This is a genomic window from Peijinzhouia sedimentorum (assembly GCF_049340005.1).
In the GTDB taxonomy this organism is placed as follows: Bacteria; Bacteroidota; Bacteroidia; order Cytophagales; family Cyclobacteriaceae; genus CAXBDP01.
In genome coordinates, this window is record NZ_JBMPIY010000004.1 from 166,384 (window position 1) to 191,379 (window position 24,996).

General features: G+C 35.5%; 21 protein-coding genes. 19 read left to right on the plus strand and 2 right to left on the minus strand.

The features are described 5' to 3' along the window. Positions 1–454: 454 nt before the first annotated feature. The 7 genes from ACOXY8_RS08070 to ACOXY8_RS08100 all read left to right on the plus strand — a co-directional run bounded on the left by ACOXY8_RS08070 (position 455) and on the right by ACOXY8_RS08100 (position 10,949). Positions 455–1,438 carry a hypothetical protein gene (locus ACOXY8_RS08070; protein ID WP_458331061.1) on the plus strand — a complete coding sequence of 328 codons (984 nt, stop codon included), beginning with the start codon at positions 455–457 and terminating at the stop codon, positions 1,436–1,438. Positions 1,439–1,599: 161 nt separating this feature from the next. Then, the gene (locus ACOXY8_RS08075) at positions 1,600–2,163 is read left to right on the plus strand and encodes a hypothetical protein (RefSeq protein ID WP_458331062.1); all 564 of its coding nucleotides are present in this window, start codon (positions 1,600–1,602) and stop codon (positions 2,161–2,163) included. A gap of 804 nt (positions 2,164–2,967) precedes the next feature. Next, positions 2,968–3,834, plus strand: coding sequence for a WG repeat-containing protein (locus ACOXY8_RS08080; RefSeq protein WP_458331063.1), 867 nt, complete (start codon positions 2,968–2,970; stop codon positions 3,832–3,834). Positions 3,835–5,486: 1,652 nt separating this feature from the next. Continuing rightward, positions 5,487–6,056 carry an RNA polymerase sigma-70 factor gene (locus ACOXY8_RS08085; RefSeq protein WP_458331064.1) on the plus strand — a complete coding sequence of 190 codons (570 nt, stop codon included), beginning with the start codon at positions 5,487–5,489 and terminating at the stop codon, positions 6,054–6,056. 55 nt (positions 6,057–6,111) lie between these two features. Continuing rightward, positions 6,112–7,164, plus strand: a complete 1,053-nt coding sequence (locus ACOXY8_RS08090) for a FecR family protein (RefSeq protein ID WP_458331065.1) — start codon at positions 6,112–6,114, stop codon at positions 7,162–7,164. Between the two features lie 35 nt (positions 7,165–7,199). Further along, on the plus strand, positions 7,200–8,513 hold the full coding sequence (locus ACOXY8_RS08095) for a hypothetical protein (RefSeq protein ID WP_458331066.1): 1,314 nt from the start codon (positions 7,200–7,202) through the stop codon (positions 8,511–8,513). Between the two features lie 81 nt (positions 8,514–8,594). Continuing rightward, complete coding sequence (locus ACOXY8_RS08100; RefSeq protein ID WP_458331067.1) at positions 8,595–10,949, plus strand: TonB-dependent receptor; 2,355 nt, start codon at positions 8,595–8,597, stop codon at positions 10,947–10,949. Between the two features lie 49 nt (positions 10,950–10,998). Here the strand turns inward: ACOXY8_RS08100 and ACOXY8_RS08105 are convergent, their stop codons facing one another. Further along, positions 10,999–11,334: a winged helix-turn-helix transcriptional regulator gene (locus tag ACOXY8_RS08105; RefSeq protein ID WP_458331068.1), complete on the minus strand. Its 336-nt coding sequence runs from the start codon at positions 11,332–11,334 to the stop codon at positions 10,999–11,001. A 104-nt stretch (positions 11,335–11,438) separates the two neighbouring features. Here ACOXY8_RS08105 and ACOXY8_RS08110 point away from each other — a divergent pair, with 104 nt between their 5' ends. Further along, complete coding sequence (locus ACOXY8_RS08110) at positions 11,439–11,819, plus strand: DoxX family protein (RefSeq protein WP_458331069.1); 381 nt, start codon at positions 11,439–11,441, stop codon at positions 11,817–11,819. 162 nt (positions 11,820–11,981) lie between these two features. Here the strand turns inward: ACOXY8_RS08110 and ACOXY8_RS08115 are convergent, their stop codons facing one another. Then, a complete protein-coding gene (locus tag ACOXY8_RS08115; protein ID WP_458331070.1) occupies positions 11,982–12,359 on the minus strand; it encodes a Fur family transcriptional regulator in 378 nt (125 codons plus the stop codon). A gap of 106 nt (positions 12,360–12,465) precedes the next feature. On the opposite strand from ACOXY8_RS08115, the gene ACOXY8_RS08120 reads away from it, so the two are divergent. From ACOXY8_RS08120 to ACOXY8_RS08170, 11 genes are all read left to right on the plus strand, one after another. Further along, positions 12,466–12,990: a RidA family protein gene (locus ACOXY8_RS08120; RefSeq protein WP_458331071.1), complete on the plus strand. Its 525-nt coding sequence runs from the start codon at positions 12,466–12,468 to the stop codon at positions 12,988–12,990. A gap of 109 nt (positions 12,991–13,099) precedes the next feature. Next, a complete protein-coding gene (locus ACOXY8_RS08125) occupies positions 13,100–14,008 on the plus strand; it encodes an NAD(P)/FAD-dependent oxidoreductase (protein WP_458331072.1) in 909 nt (302 codons plus the stop codon). A gap of 161 nt (positions 14,009–14,169) precedes the next feature. Then, positions 14,170–14,769: a DUF6624 domain-containing protein gene (locus tag ACOXY8_RS08130; protein WP_458331073.1), complete on the plus strand. Its 600-nt coding sequence runs from the start codon at positions 14,170–14,172 to the stop codon at positions 14,767–14,769. A gap of 1,465 nt (positions 14,770–16,234) precedes the next feature. After that, positions 16,235–18,061: a Xaa-Pro dipeptidyl-peptidase gene (locus ACOXY8_RS08135; protein ID WP_458331074.1), complete on the plus strand. Its 1,827-nt coding sequence runs from the start codon at positions 16,235–16,237 to the stop codon at positions 18,059–18,061. Positions 18,062–18,273: 212 nt separating this feature from the next. Continuing rightward, complete coding sequence (locus tag ACOXY8_RS08140) at positions 18,274–18,822, plus strand: glycosyl-4,4'-diaponeurosporenoate acyltransferase CrtO family protein (protein ID WP_458331075.1); 549 nt, start codon at positions 18,274–18,276, stop codon at positions 18,820–18,822. 221 nt (positions 18,823–19,043) lie between these two features. Continuing rightward, a complete protein-coding gene (locus tag ACOXY8_RS08145; protein WP_458331076.1) occupies positions 19,044–19,727 on the plus strand; it encodes a potassium channel family protein in 684 nt (227 codons plus the stop codon). 350 nt (positions 19,728–20,077) lie between these two features. Continuing rightward, positions 20,078–21,391: an agmatine deiminase family protein gene (locus tag ACOXY8_RS08150; RefSeq protein ID WP_458331077.1), complete on the plus strand. Its 1,314-nt coding sequence runs from the start codon at positions 20,078–20,080 to the stop codon at positions 21,389–21,391. A gap of 84 nt (positions 21,392–21,475) precedes the next feature. Then, complete coding sequence (locus ACOXY8_RS08155) at positions 21,476–21,850, plus strand: cupin domain-containing protein (protein ID WP_458331078.1); 375 nt, start codon at positions 21,476–21,478, stop codon at positions 21,848–21,850. Between the two features lie 69 nt (positions 21,851–21,919). Further along, positions 21,920–22,366: an NAD(+)--rifampin ADP-ribosyltransferase gene (gene arr, locus ACOXY8_RS08160; RefSeq protein ID WP_458331079.1), complete on the plus strand. Its 447-nt coding sequence runs from the start codon at positions 21,920–21,922 to the stop codon at positions 22,364–22,366. Positions 22,367–22,591: 225 nt separating this feature from the next. After that, positions 22,592–23,356, plus strand: coding sequence for a type I methionyl aminopeptidase (gene map / locus ACOXY8_RS08165; protein ID WP_458331080.1), 765 nt, complete (start codon positions 22,592–22,594; stop codon positions 23,354–23,356). Between the two features lie 278 nt (positions 23,357–23,634). Continuing rightward, a complete protein-coding gene (locus tag ACOXY8_RS08170; RefSeq protein WP_458331081.1) occupies positions 23,635–24,771 on the plus strand; it encodes a hypothetical protein in 1,137 nt (378 codons plus the stop codon). Positions 24,772–24,996 lie beyond the last annotated feature (225 nt).

The window sequence follows — 24,996 nt, forward strand, 5'->3', positions numbered from 1 at the left end:
AATCCCTTAATCCGTTTAATCCGTGATTCAGACGATTGTGTGGGAGGCCCACCTACGGTCGGTAAAATTGATTTGTGCTTCTCCATTATCCCACGGTTAAAACCATGGGCTATGGATATATCGCTCCTGTGGAGCTGAGGAATTTGTAAACCTACTTTAGGATTTCATCTCAAATTTGTCAACCTATTTCAGGACGTGACAACTTGATTAATCATCTAATCCTGTAATCCTAAAAATCCTAATTCTGACAATTGCAGCGAAAGTTTGCGGTGATTGAATTGATATGTTTCTTACATCAACCTGAGGAAAATCTCTTTCTCGGCCAGCAAAGAAATTAGGGTTTATTAAAAGGATTAGGGAGGAAATTGATAAATTGAGTTTGGCTAATCAAGACCTCGGGCTTTATTTAGCTCAAATTTGAGATTTTTTTTTGAATGTTAGCCAGAAGAAAAAAATGATAGAAATAAAAAGAAAAGACAAACCGCAATTAGATGTGACCCATGAGTTGCGAATAAACGGAGTGTTAATTGATGAATGCGATGTAAGAGAATTTAAAGGGAAACTTATAGCAGATGGAAATGGCTTGAAAACGAAGGATTTTTATGAAATCAATTCAGTAAATTTTCCTGAAAATCTAATTTTAGATTTTCAGGAAGAAGAAAAAATTAACGGAATAATTCCTTTCTCATCATTAGAAAGGTCAGATGACAAAATCATTTTTGAATACTTTTTTACAGCGGATGACTTAACTGAAAATAAAGATAACAAATGGGCACCGTTAGCTTTTTATATAGCGTTAGAGAAAGAGTGTGAACATCTTGATAATGTAGAAATTAAGAGATATGAAGTTCAAGAAGGATTAGCTTTTAACTCCAGTATGAAAATAAGAGTAATTTTTCAAATTGGGGATTTAATCGGGAAAAGCCTGAAGGAAAGTAAAATAATAGTTTTTAATACAATTAGGAGAGTCGAGATAAGCTTAGGCAATTTTAAGTGGCAAGATGCATTTCATAAAGATGAAAAATTGTTTTCTACAGAATTGATTTTACCCCTCTTGAGGAAGATGAATTTTTCATTTGTACATTACAATCATGGAAAGAAAGAATATGGAAAGGATTTCACTTTTAAAGAGATGGATAAATTCGGACAGATTAGAAATTATGGAATGCAAGTCAAAGCAGGAGATGTCTCAGGCAAAGTAAATTCTACAATTGATGAAATATTGGGTCAAATAACCGATGCTTTTTCTATGCCATTTTATGACGTAAATTCCAAAAGCCCTCAGTACATTTCTTCATTTGTTGTTGCAATTTCAGGAAAATTTACTGAAAACTCAAAGGAAAAAATAATGCATAAAATTAATAAAGGGTTAATCGGTTCAGTTTACTTTTTAGATAAAGAAATGATAATTGAACTAATTGAAAAAAATTGGAAATAAAATACTGCACCTAGTCGAAAATAGATATACCATAAGCGATAGGCATACGGCGACCCTTTTTCACCTAAGAAATTTTGACGTAGGTGGAATAAATTGCTCTGAAATCTCATGTTACGCATATACTTTTCCGTTATGGAACCTTTTAAAAGACAACAAACAAAATGACTGAACATTCAAAGGAATTCAAAGATAAAGAAGAGTTTAGAAAAGCAAGTCTTGCATTGAATGAATATCAAAGAAGACATAATATAATACGGAAGGACTACGAACTCCTATTAGAAATTACCGAGACTTTCAAAGGAGATAACCAAAAATTCAATACACAATTCAGAGCGGCTTTAAAAGGCTTTTTTTCATTAGTTGAATCTGACATCTTTGGTTTAAATCAAATTGACTCATATGAAGGATATTCTGATAAAGATTCATTTGAAGACAAGTTCAAGAAAACTCTTAAACAAATATGTAAAACTTGGAACAAAGAAGAAATCATTCAAAAATATCTTGACTCAAAATATAAATACATAAAAATTATCAAGATAAAGAGAGATAAATTAATCCACCCAAAATCTATCGCCGATATCATAATTGCAACAGATGAAGAATTTCAAGAACTTAAAATTGTATTTGATGACTATGTTAAAATGCTACATTCAATTATGAATAACTTTTTCATAAGGGTAAACATAAAAGATATCTATGAGTTAGAAGATATCTTTAAACAATAATTTTTTAATGAAAATCCGCATACTGTTCCCCATTTACAATGTCGAACTACCACTAAAGAGGATTTGAAATCCGACGATACCACCCGCCGCAGCAAAATAATTAGCAGTAACATTATAATAGCCAACATTATCAGGCCGCTCCTCTGGAGCTAAATGTATTTTCGTATGGATAATGCTACAAACAGTCCGCTCCTTTGGAGCTGAGGAATTTGTAAATCTACTTTAGGATTTCATCTCAAATCTGTAAGCCTATTTTAGGACGAGAAAATCCGTGAAATCCCTTAATCCGTTTAATCCGTGATTCAGACGATTGCAGCGAAGGTGCAAATTGGATTGAATTTTTGAGCGTTAAGGTGTTGAGAGAGTCATTAATTTAATTTCGAAGCATATACCGACTGATTGTGCGGGAGGATGATTTGTGATTCGTCATTATCCCACGGTTGAAACCATGGGCTATGGATATATCGCTCCGCTGGAGCTGAGGAATTTGTAAATCTACTTTAGGATTTCATCTCAAATCGGTAAACCTTTTTTAGGACTAGATAAGAATTAAAATCATACTAATCTTTTAATCAAATAAATCATAGTTCTGACAGTTGCGCTGGAAGTTTGGAATGATTGTATTGAAATGTTTCTTACATCAATTCTGAGGGAAATCTCTTTCTAGATCAGAAAAGCAAATTAGGATTAGTTAAAAGGATTTGGAAACAAATTAATTGATAAATTCGACTTGGCAAATTATGAGATAGGCGCTAGAATTTATTGAGGAATGAAGGATGCTCAGGCTGGTCAAAATGTAAAATTATGAAAATAGAGAGCTGTCTAACATTTATGTTCGTATTCCTTATTTGGAATACAATGGCTGCACAAGATCTTATACCTTTTGAGCGGTCAGGTTTGTGGGGTTATCGAGAAATAGACGGCAAGGAAATAATTAAACCACAATACCTTTATGCAGGAGAATTTTTTGAGTTGGCTGCAATAGTAGGCAATGGAAACCACTTTGGAGTAATCAATAAAGAAAATAAAGTTATTATTCCCTTTAAATATGATTATATCAAACGTTTAGATAGGGAAAGATTTCTTATTGGACATAGAGCTGAATATTTCGGAGAGTATGATTTTGGGGTTATTTCAAATGAAAATCAAATTATAATTAAGCCAGAATTTGCATACATAAGCACTGAAAAAGGATTCTATAAAGTAACTCAGAAGGAAGATAGCATACTTGGAAAAAATGAGATTGGAGATTTACGCTCCATCACAACCAAATATGGCCTTTTCGATCATAATGGCAATGAAGTAATACCCTGTATTTATGATTACTTGAGCTGGTCTGAGGATTCGTTATTGATATTGAGTAAGGGAGATAATCAAGCTTTATTTCACTTAAATGGAAAACAGCTAACTGATTTCAAGTACATGGTAATAGATAATTACCACGAAGGACTCTCAAAGGTGAGAGAAGGAGCTAAATTTGGCTACATAAACAAAGAGGGAGAAGTAATTATACCAATACAATTTGACATGTGCTATCCTTTTTCAGATGGATTTGCAATCATTCGTATTGGTGAGCATTGGGGTGCCATAGACAAGAAAGGCCTCCAAGTGATCCCCGCTAAATTCTCTTTACAAGAGGTAAAGGATAAATTAAAAAGGGAAGCTCCCTAGTGATTAGATAGACGCATCTCGCCCAAAACGGGTCTCTAGTTTGCAGATTATATTTTCCACGATTGCGGAGGTAGTTTGGAGTGATTCTATTACAATGTTTCTTACATCAATAATGAGGGAAATCTCTTTCTAGATCAGAAAAGCAAATTAGGGCTGATTGATGAATTGGATTAAAAATCCTGAAAAGAGGTTTATTAGTAAAGCCTAATCTGTCCAAAATGTGCTTAAATCTGGACGAAGGCTTATTTCATGCTCAATTTGTCGGCGTCTCGCATAGAATGTCCAATAAATTTCAAATTTTGAACACTAACTACCTTATTTCTCATTAATTGGACATATATTGATGTCGCAGCCAGAAAAATGAAAATATTGAACATCTATGGAAAAGATAAAGTTTGACAGACGAACACCGTATAATGATTTACCATTATTACCACCAAATAATGATATTGAAAACAACCAACTGTTCGCCATTTGCAATGTCGAACCCCAGATAAAGAGGATTTGCAATCCGACGATACCACCTGCAGCACTGCAATAGCCAACATTATCAGGTCGCTCCTATGGAGCTAAATGCATTTTTGTATGGATAATGCTATTAATATGTCGCTCCGCTGGAGCTGAGAAATTTGTAAACCTACTTTAGGATTTCATCTCATATCTGTCAACCCATTTTAGGATTAAGTATTAAAAAATCTGTGAAATCCCTTAATCCGTTTAATCCGTGATTCAGACGATTGCAGCGAAGGTGCAAATTGGATTGAATTTTTGAGCGTTAAGGTGTTGAGAGAGTCATTAATTTAATTTCGAAGCATATACCGACTGATTGTGCGGGAGGATGATTTGTGATTCGTCATTATCCCACGGTTGAAACCATGGGCTATGGATATATCGCTCCGCTGGAGCTAAATGTATTTTCGTATGGATAATGCTATTAATATGTCGCTCCTCTGGAGCTGAGGAATTTGTAAATCTACTTTAGGATTTCATCACAAATTTGTCAACCCATTTTAGGACTAGATAATTAAAAAATCCGTGGAATCCCTTAATCCGTTTAATCCCTACCTAAAAACGGCTGGCTGGCGTGATTCAGACGATTGCGCGGGAGGCCCACCTACGGTCGGTAAAATTGATTTGTGATTCTCCATTATCCCACGGTTAAAACCATGGGCTATGGATATGTCGCTCCTCTGGAGCTGAGGAATTTGTAAATCTACTTTAGGATTTCATCACAAATTTGTCAACCCATTTTAGGACTAGATAATTAAAAAATCCGTGGAATCCCTACCTAAAAACGGCAGGCTGGCGTGATTCAGACGATTATGCGGGAGGCCCACCTACGGTCGGTAAAATTGATTTGTGATTCTCCATTATCCCACGGTTAAAGCCATGGGCTATGGACATATTGCTCCTCTAGAGTTGAGAAATTTGTAAATCTGCTTTAGAGCTTCATCTCAAACCTGTAAACCTTTTTGGACAAGACACACGATAACAATGACGATTTTACAGGCAATTGACATATTCTTACTTTTTGCTACCTTTAACTAAGGAGGCTAGAAAAGTGGTTTTAATCTGCCAGCATTCATAGCTGAGAACTGCTTTCATCAGTATTAACCAAGTTTCAGACGAATTAGAAATAGACATCTTGACTAGTGAATAAAAAAAGTAAGGTCGAAAATATTATTTCAGGAGACATAGAAGCTTTTGAAAAGCTTTTTTACGACTTATATGATGGACTTGCCTACTGTGCTTTTCAATACCTCAAGGACAAAGATACCGCTGAAGATATAGTGCAAGAGTTATTCTCGAAATTATGGATCAATCGAGAGCAATTAACCCATGATACGAACATCCAAGCTTATTTATACAGTGCTGTAAAAAATGCTTGTTTGAATCAGATAAAACATCAAAAAGTAAAAGAAGCTTATCTTTTAACTTCAGTGTTTCCTTTACAATCTGTTGACCAGATTGAGAGCAAAATGGATGCTGCCGCTTTAGATAAACTGATTCAAAACTCAATTTTTGAATTACCTACCGAAAGACAGAAAATATTCTTACTAAGCAGAAGGCAGGGCTTAAAATACCAAGAAATAGCAGATAAATTAGGCATTTCAGTTAAAACTGTAGAAGCACAAATGGGCAAAGCCTTACGATTCTTAAGAGAGCGACTGAAAGACTATTTAGTATTAATAATTGTGTTTTTAATGGGTTCAATAAATTAATTCCAATGATGAGTAAGGGTAAACAGAGCTTGGGTTGTTTTTTAATATAGAGAGTATGAATAGTTTAAATAACAATATTGAAGATTCACTTTTAGCAAAGTACTTAGATGGCTCAGCAACTCATCAAGAAAGTGCGTATGTGGAAGCTTGGATCGAAATGAGTTCAGTAAACAGAGAATATTTTGAGCATTTTCAAACTATTTGGTTCCACAGTCAAGGAGTCGAGATTAATACAGATATAAACTTTGATAAAAGTGCAGCATTTAAAAAAGTGTTGAATCGAATAGAATCAGAAATCAACACAAAGGAGAAAACAATACCACCTAAGAGTAAAATTCCATTAAGCTTAGCTTTTATTTCAAGAGTAGCTGCTGTATTAGTAATAGGTATTTTTACTTATTTTATTTTTCAAAAGATCACTTCATCTGATGACAATAAGCGTTTAACTGACGTTACTAATGAAACTGAATTTTTTAGTGCTGATAGCACATTTACAGTGTTGCCCGATAATTCAATCATCAATTTAAATACTGGGACGGAAGTAAAGTACGCCAAAAATTTTTCTGAAAATAGAACCCTTCAATTAACTGGGGAAGCTTTTTTTGAAGTAAATAAACTGGCAGGAAAACCATTTAGAGTACTTACGAATGACTTGGAAATTAAGGTGCTTGGCACTTCTTTTTATGTAACTTCTATGGAAAATGACAGCCTTATTGAAGTGGGTGTAATATCCGGTACAGTTCAAGTATTACAAAAAGTGACTCAAGATACTGTGATTCTTAATGCCAATGAATCATTGACATACAATAAAAATACGCAATTATTCAGTCCATCAATTTCAGTTAATAACAATGCATTATTTTGGAAAACAGGCGTTTTGGAATTCAGCGAACAATCATTGGATAAGGTATTATCTGAACTAACTAATGCTTATGGAGCACAAATTAATTTTGAAAAGAATGAAATAGAGAATTGTACTTTTACGGGCAGATTTCAAAATGCTACTTTAGAAGAGATTCTTGAACAATTAGAGTTTAGTTTCAAGATAGTCGTAACCCATAGGGAAAATGGAGAAATTGACGTTAAAGGGCAAGATTGTAAAGAATGAGGAGGCTTCAAGAAATTTTCATTATTCTTTTCCTTTTGACGTCAACAATAGGATATTCTCAGAAAAGCACCCCACTATTAGACAGAAAGGTTTCGGTAAACTTCACTAATGTGCCGCTAAAAGAAGTCCTTTTCGAATTGTCAAAGAAAGGCTCCTTTAATCTTTCATACAATTCAAATATACTTTCATCAAACACCTTAATAAATTTCAGAGGCAGCCAAAAAAGAATTTCAGAAATATTGCCTGAAATATTGCCGTCTGAAATCGTCTTTAAAACGGCAAGTAATAGTCTGGTACTGTTTAGAAAGTCGGTAAATGAATTAAAGAAGAATGACATTATCATAAGAGGCACTGTCTATGACTCATTAAGTAAATCTCAAATTAGTGGAGCGACAGTCTTAGATGTTTTCGGTTCTCAATCTGTATTAACAGATTCTGTTGGAAATTTTGAAACACTTCTATCCTATAATCAAGAAGATTTGTTGGTGTCTGTGAGTAAAGTTAATTACAAGGATACCACATTATTACTGAAGCCAAGAAGCCAAAACTTAACTATACAATTATCCAAAATTGAGATCCTTGAGGAAGTTCAATTAGTCAAGATTGAAATGCCGAAAGTAAAGGCAATCGAATCATATCCAATAAGTAAGCTTATAATTCCTAAACCTGTTGTCATCAATTCTCAGAACATAACAGGATACTCAATAAGGAAATTTCAGTTTTCTATTATGCCCGGCATAAGTACCAATTTGAAGATTGCTGGAACTGTAAAAAATGATGTCTCTATTAATCTAATTGGTGGATATAGCTATGGAGTTAGATTATTAGAACTAGGAGGAGCCTTTAATATTAATCGAGAAAATGTCAATGGTTTGCAAATCGGAGGTTTCAGTAATTTGGTTGGAGGTGATGTAAAAGGCTTACAACTTAGTGGCGCAATGAACCGCACCAAAGGAAAACAAAGTGGTGTTCAAATTACGGGGATTGGAAATTTCAATACCAATAAATTTTCAGGCTTACAGTTATCAGCTGTGTTAAATTTATCTGAAAACGTTTCAGGAGCTCAGCTGTCCGGAGTAATGAATAAATCAGAGTACATGCAAGGATTGCAAATCACAACAGCATTTAATAAGAGCACCCTTATGAAAGGTATTCAATTAAATACCGGGGTGAATATGTCCGATACTATGAACGGAATCCAAATAGGAATTTTTAATAGCGCAAAGCAAAATAACGGCTTACAAATTGGAATCGTCAATTTCAGTAATTCCTCAGAAGGACTTTCCATTGGAGTATTAAATTTCAGAAAAGACAAGAAGTTACCTAGAATTCTTTTTGCATATCACTAAGGAATGAAAATTAATTTCGAAAAGCAGTAAGGGTAAATTGTTGGTGAGTTGTCATGAGATTATAAAAACAACTATAATCTTATGAAAATTAAAAATTCACATTCTTTACTGCTGTTGAGTATACTCATTTCATTCTCATCGAATTTGATAGCACAAGATTTAACGCAGACAATAAGAGGAAAAATCATAGATACGGATGCGAAATTCCCGATTTCGTTCGCAAATGTGGTAGTGCTTGGAACCGACCCTTTGATCGGTGCGGTTTCTGATAGTGAAGGCAATTTCACACTTAAAGAAGTGCCAATTGGTAGAGTTTCAATTAGAATTAATTACCTCGGCTATGAAGAAAAAATCATCCCAGACATTGTCGTAAAATCTGGAAAAGAAACGATTTTGGACATTGAGTTAAAAGAATCTTACAATACACTTAATGAAGTGATTGTAACATCCGGAAGACACAAATCTGAATCAATAAATGAAATGTCACAGATATCATCCCAAGGCTTATCAGTGGAAGAGTCTAAAAGATACGCAGGAGGAATTGGTGACCCTGCACGTTTGGTTTCTTCATTTGCAGGGGTTGCTTCTACAGGCGATGGGAATAATGATATTATCGTAAGAGGCAATAATCCACGATTTATTCAATGGAAATTAGAAGGAACAGAAATCCCCAGTCCAAACCACTTTTCTCAAGAAGGCCTAACCGGAGGGCCGATAAGTGTTCTAAATAGCCAAATGTTGGCAAATTCGGATTTCTTCACAGGAGCCTTTGCCCCAGAGTATGGAAATGCCCTTTCCGGAATATTTGATATGAGATTGAGAAATGGCAATAGTGAAAAAAGAGAATATAGCTTTTCAATTGGCGTTTTGGGCACGGATCTTACCGCAGAAGGCCCATTCAAAACAGGAGGGAAAAGCAGTTATCTAATCAATTACAGATATTCAACACTTGGACTACTAAGCAGCTTAGGCGTTCTTGATTTTGGCGGTGTTCCTATTTATCAAGATATGTCATTCAAAGTTTTCATCCCAACCGATAAAATGGGATCATTTTCATTTTTTGGATTAGGAGGGTTAAACAGTATAAATTCTACATACCACTCACCTGATAATGAAGATTTTATCAATGAAGAGTATCAGGAAAATGGTCAATTGGGAATCTTGGGGGTAAAACACTTAATATCAGTGAATGATAGATTTTATGTGAATACAACACTTTCACACTCTATCAATGGCAGCGAAAATAGCAGTTTGAGGACATTCGATACAAATACACTGCAAGAAGATCAAAATTCAAAAACAACAAATAATATCTCTCGAATAAATTCAAGTTTTAATTATAAATACAACAACAGAAATTTGTTTAAAGTGGGGATAGTCTATTCCTTCTTTAATTTCAATTTTGATGCGGAATATTATGATATAGCTAGTAGTCAGTTCAAGAACCTATTAGCGGTAAATGATAATGCCAGCTTGTTACAATCATTTGTTAATTGGAAATGGAGAGCCACGGAACGGCTGAGTATAGTCGCTGGAATACATAGTCAAAAAACATCACAAAATAGTGAAGTCACTATTGAACCGCGCAGTTCTATGCGTTACGATTTGCCGAAAGGCCAAGCATTAACAGCAGGTTTAGGCTTTCATAGTAATATGACTTCCTTGAGTAACTATAACACACTGGTTTATGATAACCAAGGAAACAATAGTTCTCCTAATACATCTTTGGAATTACTAAAAGCAAGACATTATGTGGTAGGCTATGAAAATAAATTAACAAACAATCTATTCTTCAAAGTAGAAGCATACTATCAAGACCTTTACAACATCCCCGTGGAAATAGGCAACAGCAGCTATTCGATTATTAATCAAAGGAGCGAGTTTTCTGATAGAATTCTTATTAACGAGGGAAAAGGTAAAAATATCGGTCTAGAGATGACACTTGAGAAATATTTTACCGATAACTACTACTTTTTGCTAACTGCGTCCTTATTCGACTCCAAATACAAAGCAACTGACAATATTTGGAGAAACACCCGCTTTAATGGAAATTATATAGCAAATGGACTTATAGGAAAAGAGTTTAATGTTGGGAAGAATGAAAACAATGTCCTTGGAATCAACTCAAAAGTTACTTGGATGGGAGGAAATAGATTGTTGAATATTAAGCTGGATGAATCGATACAAAATGGATCAGTGGTTTATGATGAAATTAATGCTTTTCAAGATAAAGGAGATGATGTATTTAATTTGAATTTGTCAATAACATATCGAATAAATAAAGCTAAAATAAGTCACGAACTAAAAATTGACGTCCAAAATATAACTAACAATCAGGTTGTTATTGAGAAATATTATAGTGATGTAAACAAAAGAATTGAAGATATAACCCAGCTATCCCTTCTCCCTATTTTAAGCTACTACCTAAATTTTTAGTGAAATTAATGAGAAGTATAGCACTATACGGAAATCGAAATTCTGAATACTATTTTCCAAAAATCTTTTTTCTGTGATTAGCACCCCAATTCTGCAATTCCAAAATGACCTTTTGCAATGTTTTGGAATATTCAGTTGGTGTGTATTCAATACGAACTGGGAAACCGTTCAAGACTGATCGTGTAATTAGTTGATTTTCTTCCATATCCTTCAATTCTTTAGACAACACTTTCGTGCTTAATTTGGGAATGCTTCGCTCTATTTCTCTAAAATGCTTATTGCCTTCCCAAATTGAAATGAGGATCAAAATCTTCCATTTGCCGCCGATTATGTCTAATGTATCCCTAACAGGCAATAAAGTAGACATGCACTCTTTATGTTCCATTTTTTTCATCTCTGTCGCTCAATTGATTACCTAAAGGTAACTGATAACAATTAGTAATCAAAACTATTTACTTTTGTGTTATTAATAACAAAACCAAAAGAGAAATGAAAAATAAGATTCTTACAGTTCTATGTGTTCTATTCGGGTTAATAATGGTTAACTCTGGTCTAAACAAATTCTTCAACTATATGCCAATGCCTGAGATGTCTGAAGAAATGATGCAAATTGTTGGTGGGTTTGTGACGATTAAATGGATATTTCCTTTAGTGGCAATTGTTGAAATTGTTGGAGGAGTATTAATATCGATACCTAAAACAAGAGCATTAGGTGCAATAGTAATTCTTCCAGTAATGGTAGGAATATTTGCTCATCACTTAGTGCACGATATATCAGGCATTGGAATAGCATTGGTATTATTTGGAATTAATGTTTGGGTAATCATTGCTAATTGGAATAGGTATTTACCGATTTTGAAGGATGAATAGAAAAGCATTCAACGGGAGCGCTTTTGTGAAGCGCTCCTAATTTATCTTAGTATTTGCAATTCCGTTCCTCATATAAAGATGGAGACTGATTTGAAAAGTTGTTAAGGCTTTGAATATATCGATTAACAGCGAATTATATGGGCAACCTTATTTAACCACCAACTATGTAGAGCAATCTTTACAGGTTCCTGTAAGGACGCAATTGACACTTTCCACATTATAACCTTGAGGAACAGAAAAGTGAACAGGTAGAGGCAGACATTCTATTGTTTCACAATTTTTGCAACGAAAATGAAAATGATTGTCGGTAAAACTATTCTTATCGCATTTCATACATATAGCAAAATACTGTTTTCCGTCTTCAGCTACAATTCGATGTACTAATCCGTCTTCACAAAATCGATTCAATACCCGATATATTGTAGCTCTGTCTACTTCTATTCGAATTTTTTCCTCAATAGCATCCTGACTCATTGCTTTACCTGCTTTTGTCAGAACATCTAATACAGCTTCTTTTGATGGTGTATTTCTTCGTTTCATTATCTGTTTTTCTACCACAAACTTAATGCAAATAATTCGCATTAATTTATTGCGACTTTATCGCAATAACAAAAATCTTTTCTACCTTGGCAGAAAAATTAGAATTATGGACAAGCCTATTCAATCATTAGACAAATTTTTTAAAGCAACAATCATTGTTTTGTTGTCTTTTGCTTTATTCAGTTGCCAACAGAAACCGCAAGGAGATGATGAAACAACAGTCATAGCTGTGAAATCAGAAGAACCCGAATATTTCCTTCTTCGACCTGAATTGGAAAAAATGTACGGCTATACGCAGGCAGTCAGAGTGGGTAATCTTGTAAAAATTGGAGGTGTAATCAGTATTGATGACAAAGGAAGTCCTATTGCGGAGGGTGATTATTTGCAACAAATGAAAAATTGCTATGCCAGCTTAGATAAAGTTTTGAAATATTACGGTTGCACTTTTGATGATGTGATACTCGAAAATATTTATACTACGAGCATGGCTGAACTTCAAAAAAATGCATCCTACAGACACGAGATTTATAAAAATCATTTTCCTACAGGCAGTTGGATTGGCATCAACGAACTTGGACTCCCAGAAATGATGATTGAAATCGAAATTGAGGCCTTGGTACCGCAAAATTAAATTCAGGCTGCCGTCCAAATACTAGCTGGTGGGAAAATCATCAGACTGGTATGAGTCTCTCCTTTTGGCATAGCCTTTTGCATAAATGGCATTTACAAAATTTAATATTATGACAGACAGTAAACAATTTGATGTAATCATCATAGGCGGTAGTTACGCTGGTCTTTCTGCTGCAATGGCATTAGGACGTTCATTGAGAAAGGTATTAATCATTGACGGCGGATTGCCTTGTAACCGACAAACGCCACATTCGCATAATTTCATTACACATGATGGAGAAAAACCAAGTGTAATTGCAGAAAAAGCTAAAGCCCAGGTCTTGAAGTATAATACCGTGAAATTTTACAGCGGACTTGCTATTAGCGGAAAGAAAACTGAAAATGATCTAATAATCGTAACGCAAACAGGTGAAGAATTTAAAGCTAAGAAACTCATATTTGCCACCGGCATAAAAGATGAAATACCTGATATAAAAGGATTCTCCGAATGTTGGGGGATATCTATAATTCATTGTCCGTATTGCCATGGTTACGAATTCCGCCACCAAAAGACAGGAATTTTGGCAAATGGAGAAAGAGCTTTTCACTTGGCTTCATTAATCAATAATTTGACAGATAACATTACAATCTTAACTACAGGAAAAGCAGATTTCAATTCCGAACAGATAGCAAAATTGAATAAGCACAATATAAAGATTGTAGAAACGGACATCACTGAAATAGAGCACGAAAGCGGACAAATCAAAAATGTAATTTTCAACGATGGTAACAAAATAGGCTTTAATGCTTTATATGCAGCAGTTCCGTTTACGCAACATTCTGATATTCCTGTTTCATTGGGTTGCGAAATAGCAGAACAAGGATATATCAAAGTGGATAATTTTCAAAAAACAACTGTTTCTGGTGTTTTTGCCTGTGGAGATAATGTAAATATGATGCGCTCAGTTGCTAATGCAGTAGCTACAGGAAATTTAGCTGGTGCTATGGCGAACAATGAACTGACAGTCGAACAGTTTTAAACGACTTTACCAATAGTCGCATAGTGGAGTAAAACGATTTCCTGAGATAATCTTTATAAATTGGACGTGTCTGATTGGTAAGGAAATTTTGGAGTAAAAGCATGCCTCTACACAATGGCAAATAGTTCGTAAGAATTTTTAGAAACAATACGTTCAGCAGAATGGATTATAAAAACATTGCAGAAATAATAATTGGACTAAAAAATGCTGACTTGAAGTTACGTGATAAACTTATTTTAAGTGGGCAACTTAGCGAAGGCTATAACGAAGAAATGGCAAACCTTCACAACCAAAATGCCAAGAAATTAAATGAAATTATTGACACAATTGGTTATCCAACTATTGATAAAGTAGGCAAAGAAGCCAGTGAAGCAACTTGGTTAATTATTCAACATTCAATCGGACAGCCTGATTTTATGAAAAAGTGTGTTAAGCTATTAGAAAACGAAGTAAATGAATATAAAGCAGATCCAAGAAATTTAGCTTACCTGAAAGACAGAATAGCTGTCTTTGAAGGTAAACCTCAGCTTTACGGAACTCAGTTTGATTGGGACGAAAACGGTGAATTAAGCCCAAACCTTATTGAAGACTTAATCAAAGTCAATCAAAGAAGAAAATCAATTGGACTTAACACAATTGAAGAACAGACAGAGTATATAAGGAAGCAAGCGAAAATTGAAAATCAATCACCACCTACCGATTTTGAAAAGAGGAAAAAGGAAATTGAGAAATGGAAAAAATCTGTGGGTTGGACAAGCTGAAAGCAGTTACTAGCCGCAGTAACTGTTTTGACAATATGCATAATCCTGTCAAAAGCACAGGCTAACATTTGCTGAATCCAAGAGTACCTATTAGTGAAGTGATCATCAAGCATCTGCTTAATTTGGATGATTGAGAAACCGTGGCACAGATTACCGTGAATATGCACTTACAATATTTTCAGGGCTACAGCTCCTATATAAAGGAGCCTCCCATTAATGTTTGCTTGTGGATATTAGAAAGCGTTTGGGCAGCAATTGATTGTAAAAATAAATGAACCGATTCATGGATTTTACATGGAGCAGTTAGCTCAACAACAAAAGCAGAGCAAAGACAAGGATAACAAGAGCTATCCTCCCGCAGGCCAAAGCTCAAAGACAATGATGAATCGTGGATCGCCTCCATCATCTTAGTGCTAAACCTAGTCAAATTGGCTGTGTAAGCACTTTTATACCAGAGTTTCTAAGAATGGAATACCCTAAGAGAAGTCATAACCCTAATTTTTTTTTAGAAAAATTCTATCTAAATTTATTACATTTGATCTTTTTATTACAAAATATCGTGATTTGACTAAATTTATAAAGTAGGAAAAAACAATACAATAATAAAGTCACATATTTTAGTATCTTAACTTAATCTGAAAGTGTTGTTGATTTTAAAGAAATTTTCAATGCAATGATTTAAAACAAAACCTTTATAAACCAATAAATTAAGCTTCTATAAGAGAGCTTGTCATTCTTTAACAAACATCTCCCAATCCAAATTGAGCTAAATCATCCATTAACTCTTCAAAATGAGATCATCTTTACTTTCCCTATTCTTTATTACTCTGGCAATATCATCGTGTAGTACTACCAATAATTCAGCTCAAAATTCCTCCCACAATCAAGGGGGCTAGGATATTCAATTTCAATAGATAAAAATAATGATGGCAATTATGAACGAGTAGAATTACCAAAAGAGCAATCACCTCAACCTGTCCAAGGTAATGTAGAATGGTCAAATGAGTTTCTTAAGGCTGTAAGCCAAATGGCACGAAATAGAGTTGAGGGAGAAATGCTTTTAGATATAGAAATAGATGAAAGCGGAAAAGTGACCTTAGTAACTGTTAAAAAAGTCTTTCTAGAGAAATCGATGACGCGATCAGAAAAGCCTATATCAATTCAACCTTAAAAGGATATACTCCACTGATTATAAATGGCACACCTACAAAATTTCGAATGGAATTACCAGTTTCATTTTATCTAAGTTCTAGAATATACTAATTGCATTTTTACACACTTTCTGGACAGTTCACTTTTCAGAATGATTTCTGTTATAGTTAAGTCTTGCGAGATGCATTGAATTTTGCCTCCACTACATTCAAATACTAGTAATTTTGCTTCGCCCGAAAACATCTTGCTAATCTTTTAATTGCAATTAGCTTTAAAAATCATAATTTGTTATAATTTCCAAATTGTACCTAAAATGAAAAGCATCAAGCGCACCGCATTTATTATCCTTATTCTATTTATTGGCTCTTCAACCTTACTGGCTCAAGTCAAGCCTGTATTTGAAAATGGAGAGGCTCAGGTCGTGCCAGAACTAAATGAGCCTGCTAACTGGATTCGCCATGACCTCTGGGTGGAGACGGAGTTTGATACGGATGGAGATGGAAAATTGGATCGCATGCATGTGGCTGTGACACGTCCGAAGCAAACTGAAACTGAAGGACTCAAATTGCCAGTAATTTATGCTACCAGTCCTTATTTTGCAGGCACCGCTGGTAGTGCTCCCGGACTATTTTGGGAAGTAAAACATGAATTAGGTGAAGCCGCTCCACCTCGTACGCACGTGGAAGTAAGGCGTAGAGGAGAGCGACCGATTATCTCAAATTCCGAAATCATGCAGTGGGTTCCAAGGGGATATATTGTTGTCCATTCTTCCTCTCCAGGCACGGGATTGTCACAGGGTGCTCCTACAGTAGGAGGGCCAAACGAATCACTTGCGCCTAAAGCCGTAATCGAATGGCTCACTGGCAAAGACAATGGTTATACCACACCAGATGGTAATGAAAAAGTAATGGCATTTTGGTCTACTGGAAAAGTAGGCATGACGGGTACTTCTTATAACGGCACTCTACCATTGGCAGCTGCGACCACAGGAGTCAAAGGCCTTGAAGCCATTATTCCGATAGCTCCAAACACATCATATTATCACTATTATCGCTCTAATGGATTGGTACGATCGCCGGGAGGATATCTGGGCGAAGACATAGATGTGCTTTATGATTTTATACATAGTGGCGATGAAGCCAAAAGACCTTACAACAATAAAACCATCCGCGATACTGAAATGGCACAAGGGATGGATAGGATTACAGGGGATTACAATGACTTTTGGGCTGGCCGGGATTACCTAAATCAGATGGAACCAATGACAGCCGCACTTTTGATGTCCCATGGATTTAATGATTGGAATGTAATGCCTGAACATAGCTACCGCATTTACAATGCGGCTCGTGCCAAAGGAATTCCTTCCAAGATTTATTATCACCAAAACGGACACGGTGGACCACCTCCATTCTCTATGATGAACCGCTGGTTTACCCGCTATTTGCACGGAGTTGAGAATGGCGTAGAGGATGAGCCCAAGGCTTGGATTGTGCGTGAGCAGGATGAGCAAAGCAATCCCACAGCTTATGCTGATTATCCAAATCCAGCCGCTTCAGATGTGAATTTATACCTCAAAGGCGGAGCTCCTGCTGCCGGATCGCTTAGTTTAGATCAAGTAAATGGTGGTGAAAAAGAAACGCTGGTTGATAACTACTCTTTTTCAGGTTCAGTCTTGGCACAAGCTGAATATACAGATCATCGACTTCTATACCTGAGTCCGGTGCTCAAAGAAGCTGTGCATATATCAGGTACTTCTAAGATTACGGTGAAAGTAGCTTCTAATAAGCCAGCAGCTAATCTTTCTGTTTGGCTGGTGTCATTGCCATGGACGGAAGGTCGAAATGCCAAAATCACGGATAATATTATCACACGCGGTTGGGCCGATCCGCAAAATCATGCTTCAATACGGGAATCAGAACCACTGGAACCAGGTAAATTCTATGAAGTAAGTTTTGACTTACAGCCTGACGATCAAATAATTTCGGCTGGTCAGCAGATTGGATTGATGATCTTTTCCTCGGATAGTGAATTTACCATTTTGCCAAAACCTGGAACCGAACTTACGATAGATTTAGATGCTACCGTTCTAACACTACCAATCGTAGGCGGGAGGAATGCACTTGAAAAAGCTGTGAAGTAATGAGTTGGGTCTTTAGTGATGTTTATTCCTAAACCCTTTACTCTCAATCGTATTTTTAATGATTGGGATCATCTTAATTACACATTTGTAGTATTGTGGAGTCCGAGCGCCAATGAGCTAAATTCTTTCGAAAATTCAATAATCCCTTTTGTTAGCTTGGATAAATTGGGTTCTGAAATTTCCGATTACCTATTGCTTTCAAAGCATCTATTATGCAAAAGGAACAAGAATTAGAAAAACTTAGATATAGACTAAATTTAATTCTAATTGCAGGATTGTGTTCAACAACCTTAGCCCCAAGTGTACTATTCTATTTTACAGGAAAAGGAGAATTCAAATGGGCAATTCTTTTTATTGGGATAAGCTATCTAGTAAGCCTATTACCAAAGGAATTTTATGACAAAATCCAGGTCTCCACAGATTTGAAGTTTTACAAAAAATTAGGAGTTGATCAATTCAAAAAATTCTCAACCAATGGTGACTTTATCAACAAGAGAATAAGACGAAGTTTTCCAACGCATCGTAATGTGGTAAATTTGGGAACAATTAAAGACAAGTTGAATGAAACTTATCAAATAGAGAAGTCCCATACAGTTTTATTCATTTTCTGCCTGTTGACGAATATTTATGCTTTTTATACAAAGTCGATTAATACAGCAATTATCCTATTCATTGGAAACCTTACTTTTAACTTTTACCCTAACTTATTGCAGCAATACAATAGGATCAGGTACAAAAGAATAGTTAATAATTATTCTTGATGAACAATCTAGAGAAATTTGAAAATTTACCAATCAAACTAAATTGCAAATCCGATTTTAAGAAAATCTCATCTCTAAGTGTCATATTTTCTCATTTTCGATTTTATCCAAGATTAAAATTTTCCACCATATTTTTTGATTTCTACACCAAATATTGCCTAGTTACTTTCAAAATCACTTGAAAATGCTGATTTTGAGAGGTCCAATTAATAGAGTAAAAAATGAGGAGAGCAATAACCCAAATCAAAAACTATTGGCTATCAGATGCCAGCTTTATTACTCTTTCATTCATGCTAGTTTTTATTGTTTTTGTGATGCCCGTTCTAATAGACCTTGGGTATGACAGTATTTTGTTTTTAAACGTGATGTTTATTGCTCTTTTTTTTACAGGAATTTTTTCTGCAAAAGATAATAGTTTGATTGTAATTACAATTGTGCTTTTTTTTACTCATGTGGTTTTGAAATTGATTCGATTCAGTGATTCACCTTATGAATTCTACTTTTTGGAAAGAATCGTTGGTTTACTTAATCTGCTTGTTTTTATTTTTATCAATATCAAGTTGCTTTTTAGAGATAATGAAATCAATTTATATAGAGTAATTGGAGCTATTAATGTTTATCTACTACTTGCATTGCTAGGAGCGTTTCTATTTGAAATGATTACCATCTTATTTGGCGATGCTATAGTTGGCGACATCCAATTAAAGAATGATGATGAAGATTATGCATATTATATATATTACAGCTTAGCTTCTCTTACAACTGTAGGCTATGGAGATATCTATCCCTCAAATATGGCCTCAAGAATGGCTTCAGTATTTCTTTCAGCTACTGGCATCTTATATCCAGCAGTAGTTATAGCTAAATTGGTTTCTAGTGCCTCAAATAAAAAAAATGAATTATAGAATTAGTTTAATCCTTATTCAGAAGTGAAGCCCAACTCAGGCTGGATAAAATCACTTTACAAAGGGTTGAAAATTACAACTGAGGCGTTGTAGGCTTAATATTCTATCAGTCAAGTAGGTTTTATTCAAACATCTTGTAATAAAGGATCCATCAATTATGGGATCTTTTAGAAAGCAAACAAGTCAAGATTCCTTCTTGAACTTTACGAATAAGCTTCTCCGCATTTAGAGAGGAAAAAATTATCTTAAGATTTGTAAGTCCTTCACTGCGTTATTTAATTCCTCCCGCAATATTTCTTTCAATTTTTGCTGTATATTGAATTGAAATGCTTCCAAAAGTAAAAATTCGAATGAGGAAAATTTATGGCAAAACAATGAGAATCTTCGCACTACTATTTATCACCTCCTTCCTGATCCTCGCTTGTAAATCTTCTTCACCAATAGAGGAAGAGCAATGGACTGTTGCCAGACAAATGGGTGAGTTTGAAGAAATGGATGCTCTCTGGCTGATTTGGCCTACTACCAACCATAAAGAGGAAGAATCGGTAGAAGCCGTCACGCTTGCAATTATTGATGCCCTTGTCAGTGATCTCACTTTGGTAATAAGCTGTGCGGATGAAGCAGTTCTCCAAAATGCAAAATCAACATTGGTTCAAAAGTATCCCGATTTGAAGAACCTTATTTTCCATGTCATTCCATCTGTAGAAATTTGGACGAGAGATATGGGGCCGGTCTTTGTGGAAACCAGCAATGGAAAGCATGCTATTGCAGACTTTAACTTCAATGCTTGGGGCTATGCTGATACATTAGATGCAGATGCAATTACTGAAGAGAAATTTGATGAGAATGTAGCGGAATTATTAAACCTCCCGCTGATTTCAAGTGCAATGATTAGCGAAGGAGGAAGTCGGGAGCTTAACGGTAAAGGTGCTTTAATGGTGACTGAGGCAGTGGAGCAAGGGCGCAACCCTAGCATGTCCAAAGCTGAAATGGAGGCGGAATATCAAAGATTGCTAGGTGTGAAAAAAGTAATTTGGCTTAAAGAAGGGCTCGTAGAAGATAGCCACACATTTCTTGGCCCAATATCCACATCCGATAATGACAAAGCTTATACAGTAGTAACCACCAATGGTCATATAGATGAATTTGCCCGCTTTATCAATGATTCTACCATACTATTAGCGAGTATAAACAGCACGCATCTGGATGACCCTTTGGCTCAAGAAAATCATCGACGCTTGGAGGAAAATTTTAAAATCCTTTCGACGAGTAGCGACCAAGATGGAAAGCCATTTAAGATCGTAAGATTACCGCTGCCGCAAACCATTCTTTCAAGCTTAAATCCGGGCGATTATGTTTATGAATATATTAAAATGCTCGATTATCAAGATGGAAGTAAATTTCCCGATGGAGAATCAATTAGTGTTATAGTGCCGGCAAGCTATCTGAATTTCATCATTACGAATAAAGTTATTGTCGGCCAGAAATATTGGCGGGAGGGAATGGACGATAAAATTAGAATGCAGGATGAGGAAGCAAAGAGGATACTAATGGAAGCATTTCCAAGTCGAAAAGTGATCATGCTAGATGCGTTGGCAGTTAATTTGGGTGGAGGCGGATTGCATTGCATCAGCATGCATCAGCCCAAATTAATATCAAATTAGTAAAAGTAAGCCATTCGCTAAATGGCTAATATCTGGTTCTCTAAGAAATCAATTTTCTCAGTAATGCTTAAAAATTAAAACGATATGCAAGAAATCAATTCAATCAACATTTTAGAAAAATTCTCACTATTTGAAAAGCAATGGACTCCACATATTATTGGCGAACTCAATGGACAATATGTGAAGCTTTGTAAACTTAAAGACGACTTTGTATGGCATAGTCATGAAAATGAGGATGAATTATTCATGGTGTTCAAGGGAACCTTACTGATGGATTTCCGAGATGGACGAACCGTGGAAGTAAAGGAAGGTGAAATTCTGATTGTCCCGAAAGGAGTAGAACACCGACCACATACAAATGGAGAAATTGTATTTAACCTTCTTTTCGAGCCAAAAGCTACCCAGCATACCGGCAATGTAGAAAGTGAAAGAACTGTTAAAGAATTGGGTTGGATTTGATCGATAGCCAATAATAAATTTTCCTGCTGAGGATTACCGAAGAACGATCTATTGAAATAATTTTTGATCATGGAGCAGAAGTTAAACCAACAGAAATCAAGAGAGTCAGGAGCATCTCCTTTTGCGCAGACCTATTTTCATGGAACAAAAGCCCAGCTTAAAATTGGGGACATAATCGAGGTAGGTTTCAATTCGAATTATGGGCAAAATAAAAATGCAAAATACATCTTCTTAACCGCCACATTGGATGCTGCTATCTGGGGTGCTGAACTTTCATTGGGTGATGGACCGGGAAGGATCTATTTAGTAGAGCCTACCGGCGAAATTGAAGATGATCCTGACTTGACAGATAAAAAATTTCCAGGTAATCCCACAAAATCATATCGTTCGACCGATCCTTTTAAGGTGGTCGGCGAAGTTACTGTTTGGCAAGGACACCCGGTAGCGCAAGTAGAAGCAATGAAAGCGCACCTTAAGCGACTTAAAGAAGAGGGGATTGACTCACTGAACGATTGAATGGTAAAGTGAGAACTTCTCACTCCACTACAGGAGCATTATCAGCATCTGAATAGAAGAAGAGAACAATAGCAGACATAACTAATAGAGCACGATGCTTATTCTTCCGTGATTTAAGGTCTTACGTTTTCATTAAATTTGCAAAGCGATTTAAATAAGGATAGGTTTTTTGCAAGCCATCAGGATTTAGGTCGCAATACGATTTAACAACAAATAGATAGGTTTATGTCAATAACAAAAGAGTCGGAGCTGGATGGAATGAAAAAGGTAAGCGAAGCAGTTGCTTACACGTTGAAAGAAATGAGAAATTTTGCCCAACCGGGTATGACTACCAAAGAGCTTGATGAATTTGGAGCAGGTATTTTGAGAGGATTTGGAGCAAACTCAGCTCCCTATATGACTTATAAATTCCCTGGTTGGACGTGCATTAGCATTGACAATGAATTTTGCCATGGAATACCCTCCTCAAAGAAAATCCTAAAGGAAGGCGATTTGATAAATATAGATGTTTCTGCTGAATTGGATGGTTTTTGGTCAGACAATGGAGCATCATTCGTACTTGGGGAAGATATAAATGGGCATCAAGAGCTTGTCGATGCATCGAAAGAAATCTTACAAAAAGCCATATTTCAAATCACAGGTGGCGTGAGGATTTCTGACATTGGACATCTAATTGAAACAGAAGCGAAAAAGCGAGGCTTCAAAGTGATTAAAAATCTTACCGGACATGGAGTAGGGAGAAGTTTGCATGAAGAACCTTTAGAAATTGCGAATTTTAAAGACAAATATAATCGTACTAGATTCAAGAAAAACGCGGTAGTAGCCATCGAAACATTTATTTCGACGACTTCCAATTATGCGGAAACTTTACAAGATGGCTGGACAATGGTTGGAAACAAAGGTGGCTATATGGCTCAACACGAACATACAATCCTGGTAACTGATAGTACGCCAATGATACTTACTGAGATGAATGAAATTTGGAGTTAAAGAAGCTTGTGAGTCAGTCTAATATTGAATGAAAAGTCATCAAGAGTCTATAAACAAAAATTGAATCAGCGATATTCAAAAAGGGTTTCCCTTTCAGGAACGAGAATTTTGATGATGGACTAGAAAATGAAGCCTAAATTATCGCATTTTGCAAATATTGTCAGAATGAGTAAATGAGGATATTGCAATTCATAAACCTTATAAGAAAGTCAGCATTAAGCCTTACAATGAGCGCATAAAAGTATCATAATGGCTTTATGAAAACCCAGATCACACGGATGAAAAAAACGAATATTTCAGTTTGGTTAATTTTCTTTTTACTTCTTTCGACTCAAATCTTAGGTCAGCAGACAAAAATTGATGTTACAATTCATTCAAGAGTAGATACTACCAAAGCAGAAGTTAAAGAAGTGGCCGAGCTTTGGATTAATTATTTGAATTCTAAGCCGGACGAATTATATGATAATCCATACTGGAACCAAGCTGAAAAACTAAAATACAAGAGTTTTGACTTTTCCCGAGCATACTTATATCAGTTTCCTTCAAATCAGTTGCTGGGATACTTTAAGCCAACAATTTTATCTATTGAAAAGGAAGGAGACAGTTATGGTATTAGGACAATCTTTTCTGCAGACGGACTTGAAAGAGAATATCGGAAGTCCAACCCTTGGAGCATTACGAAACTTTATGCAGTTAAGGAAAATGCTGAGTGGAAACTGAAAAATGCACTTCCCGTAATTACAGAAAATTGGAATAGAAAGACGATTGGTAAAATAACATTCATTTTTCCATCCGATCATAATTTCAATGAGGAACTAGCAATAAATGCAAGCCTGTTTTGTGATCGAATAACCGAAGAGTTCCAATTTCCTGAATGGGATCCTTTTGACTTTTATATAACAGGCAGTGGAGACGAATTAGGTAGATTGCTCAATTTCGATTTCTTTTTTGCTGGATACACTACAGGGATTGGAATGAATGATAATCGAATACTTTTAAGTGGTTTGGGTTCGGAGTATTTTCCTCATGAATTTATTCACCTGATTGTTCCAAAATATGAAAGACATTGGATTATTGAAGAGGGCTTTGCAACTTGGAAAGGTGGCACAATGGGAAAAACCTTTGAAGAAAGTGCAAGTACTTTAGCAAATGAGATTGCTGTAAATAATTCAATAACTTTTGATGATGTACTCAATAAAAAGTGGGGTTGGCAAGTTGCTGCATTCTACACTACAGGTGCGGTTTTTTGTAAACTAGCCTATGATAAAGGCGGAGTAGCTTTAGTGAAGAAGCTTTTGGAGACGCCCAACGACAATGAAGAATTAATTCAGTCGATTTGCTCATTATTTGAAATTGAACAAGACGAGATAAATACATTTTGGAGAGCTGAGGTTTTAAAATTTAAGTCCAAGTAATATGTTGGCGGAAAGACAGATAGCTAATTTGGGAGTTATAACTTATTGTGAATGAAATTTAGGCGCAAATATTTCTGTCTCTAGCTAGATATTTCGTGGAATAACAAGAGCGTATTTTCATTAATGAACATTGGTATGAAACATTTAAACTGCCTGATTCTATTTTTACTTGTAATTGGTTGTTCTTATTAAAAGGAAAAAGTTAATTATCGCTTAGATAGTTTA

Coding starts and splice junctions, on each gene's coding strand:
- ACOXY8_RS08110 (WP_458331069.1), top strand. CDS start 11,439: ATGAAAAATAAGATTCTTACAGTTCTATGTGTTCTATTCGGGTTAATA.
- ACOXY8_RS08125 (WP_458331072.1), top strand. CDS start 13,100: ATGACAGACAGTAAACAATTTGATGTAATCATCATAGGCGGTAGTTAC.
- ACOXY8_RS08120 (WP_458331071.1), top strand. CDS start 12,466: ATGGACAAGCCTATTCAATCATTAGACAAATTTTTTAAAGCAACAATC.
- ACOXY8_RS08170 (WP_458331081.1), top strand. CDS start 23,635: ATGAAAAAAACGAATATTTCAGTTTGGTTAATTTTCTTTTTACTTCTT.
- ACOXY8_RS08070 (WP_458331061.1), top strand. CDS start 455: ATGATAGAAATAAAAAGAAAAGACAAACCGCAATTAGATGTGACCCAT.
- ACOXY8_RS08135 (WP_458331074.1), top strand. CDS start 16,235: ATGAAAAGCATCAAGCGCACCGCATTTATTATCCTTATTCTATTTATT.
- ACOXY8_RS08155 (WP_458331078.1), top strand. CDS start 21,476: ATGCAAGAAATCAATTCAATCAACATTTTAGAAAAATTCTCACTATTT.
- ACOXY8_RS08105 (WP_458331068.1), bottom strand. CDS start 11,334: ATGGAACATAAAGAGTGCATGTCTACTTTATTGCCTGTTAGGGATACA.
- ACOXY8_RS08140 (WP_458331075.1), top strand. CDS start 18,274: ATGCAAAAGGAACAAGAATTAGAAAAACTTAGATATAGACTAAATTTA.
- ACOXY8_RS08145 (WP_458331076.1), top strand. CDS start 19,044: ATGAGGAGAGCAATAACCCAAATCAAAAACTATTGGCTATCAGATGCC.
- ACOXY8_RS08090 (WP_458331065.1), top strand. CDS start 6,112: ATGAATAGTTTAAATAACAATATTGAAGATTCACTTTTAGCAAAGTAC.
- ACOXY8_RS08075 (WP_458331062.1), top strand. CDS start 1,600: ATGACTGAACATTCAAAGGAATTCAAAGATAAAGAAGAGTTTAGAAAA.
- ACOXY8_RS08130 (WP_458331073.1), top strand. CDS start 14,170: ATGGATTATAAAAACATTGCAGAAATAATAATTGGACTAAAAAATGCT.
- ACOXY8_RS08080 (WP_458331063.1), top strand. CDS start 2,968: ATGAAAATAGAGAGCTGTCTAACATTTATGTTCGTATTCCTTATTTGG.
- arr (WP_458331079.1), top strand. CDS start 21,920: ATGGAGCAGAAGTTAAACCAACAGAAATCAAGAGAGTCAGGAGCATCT.
- ACOXY8_RS08150 (WP_458331077.1), top strand. CDS start 20,078: ATGAGGAAAATTTATGGCAAAACAATGAGAATCTTCGCACTACTATTT.
- map (WP_458331080.1), top strand. CDS start 22,592: ATGTCAATAACAAAAGAGTCGGAGCTGGATGGAATGAAAAAGGTAAGC.
- ACOXY8_RS08115 (WP_458331070.1), bottom strand. CDS start 12,359: ATGAAACGAAGAAATACACCATCAAAAGAAGCTGTATTAGATGTTCTG.
- ACOXY8_RS08100 (WP_458331067.1), top strand. CDS start 8,595: ATGAAAATTAAAAATTCACATTCTTTACTGCTGTTGAGTATACTCATT.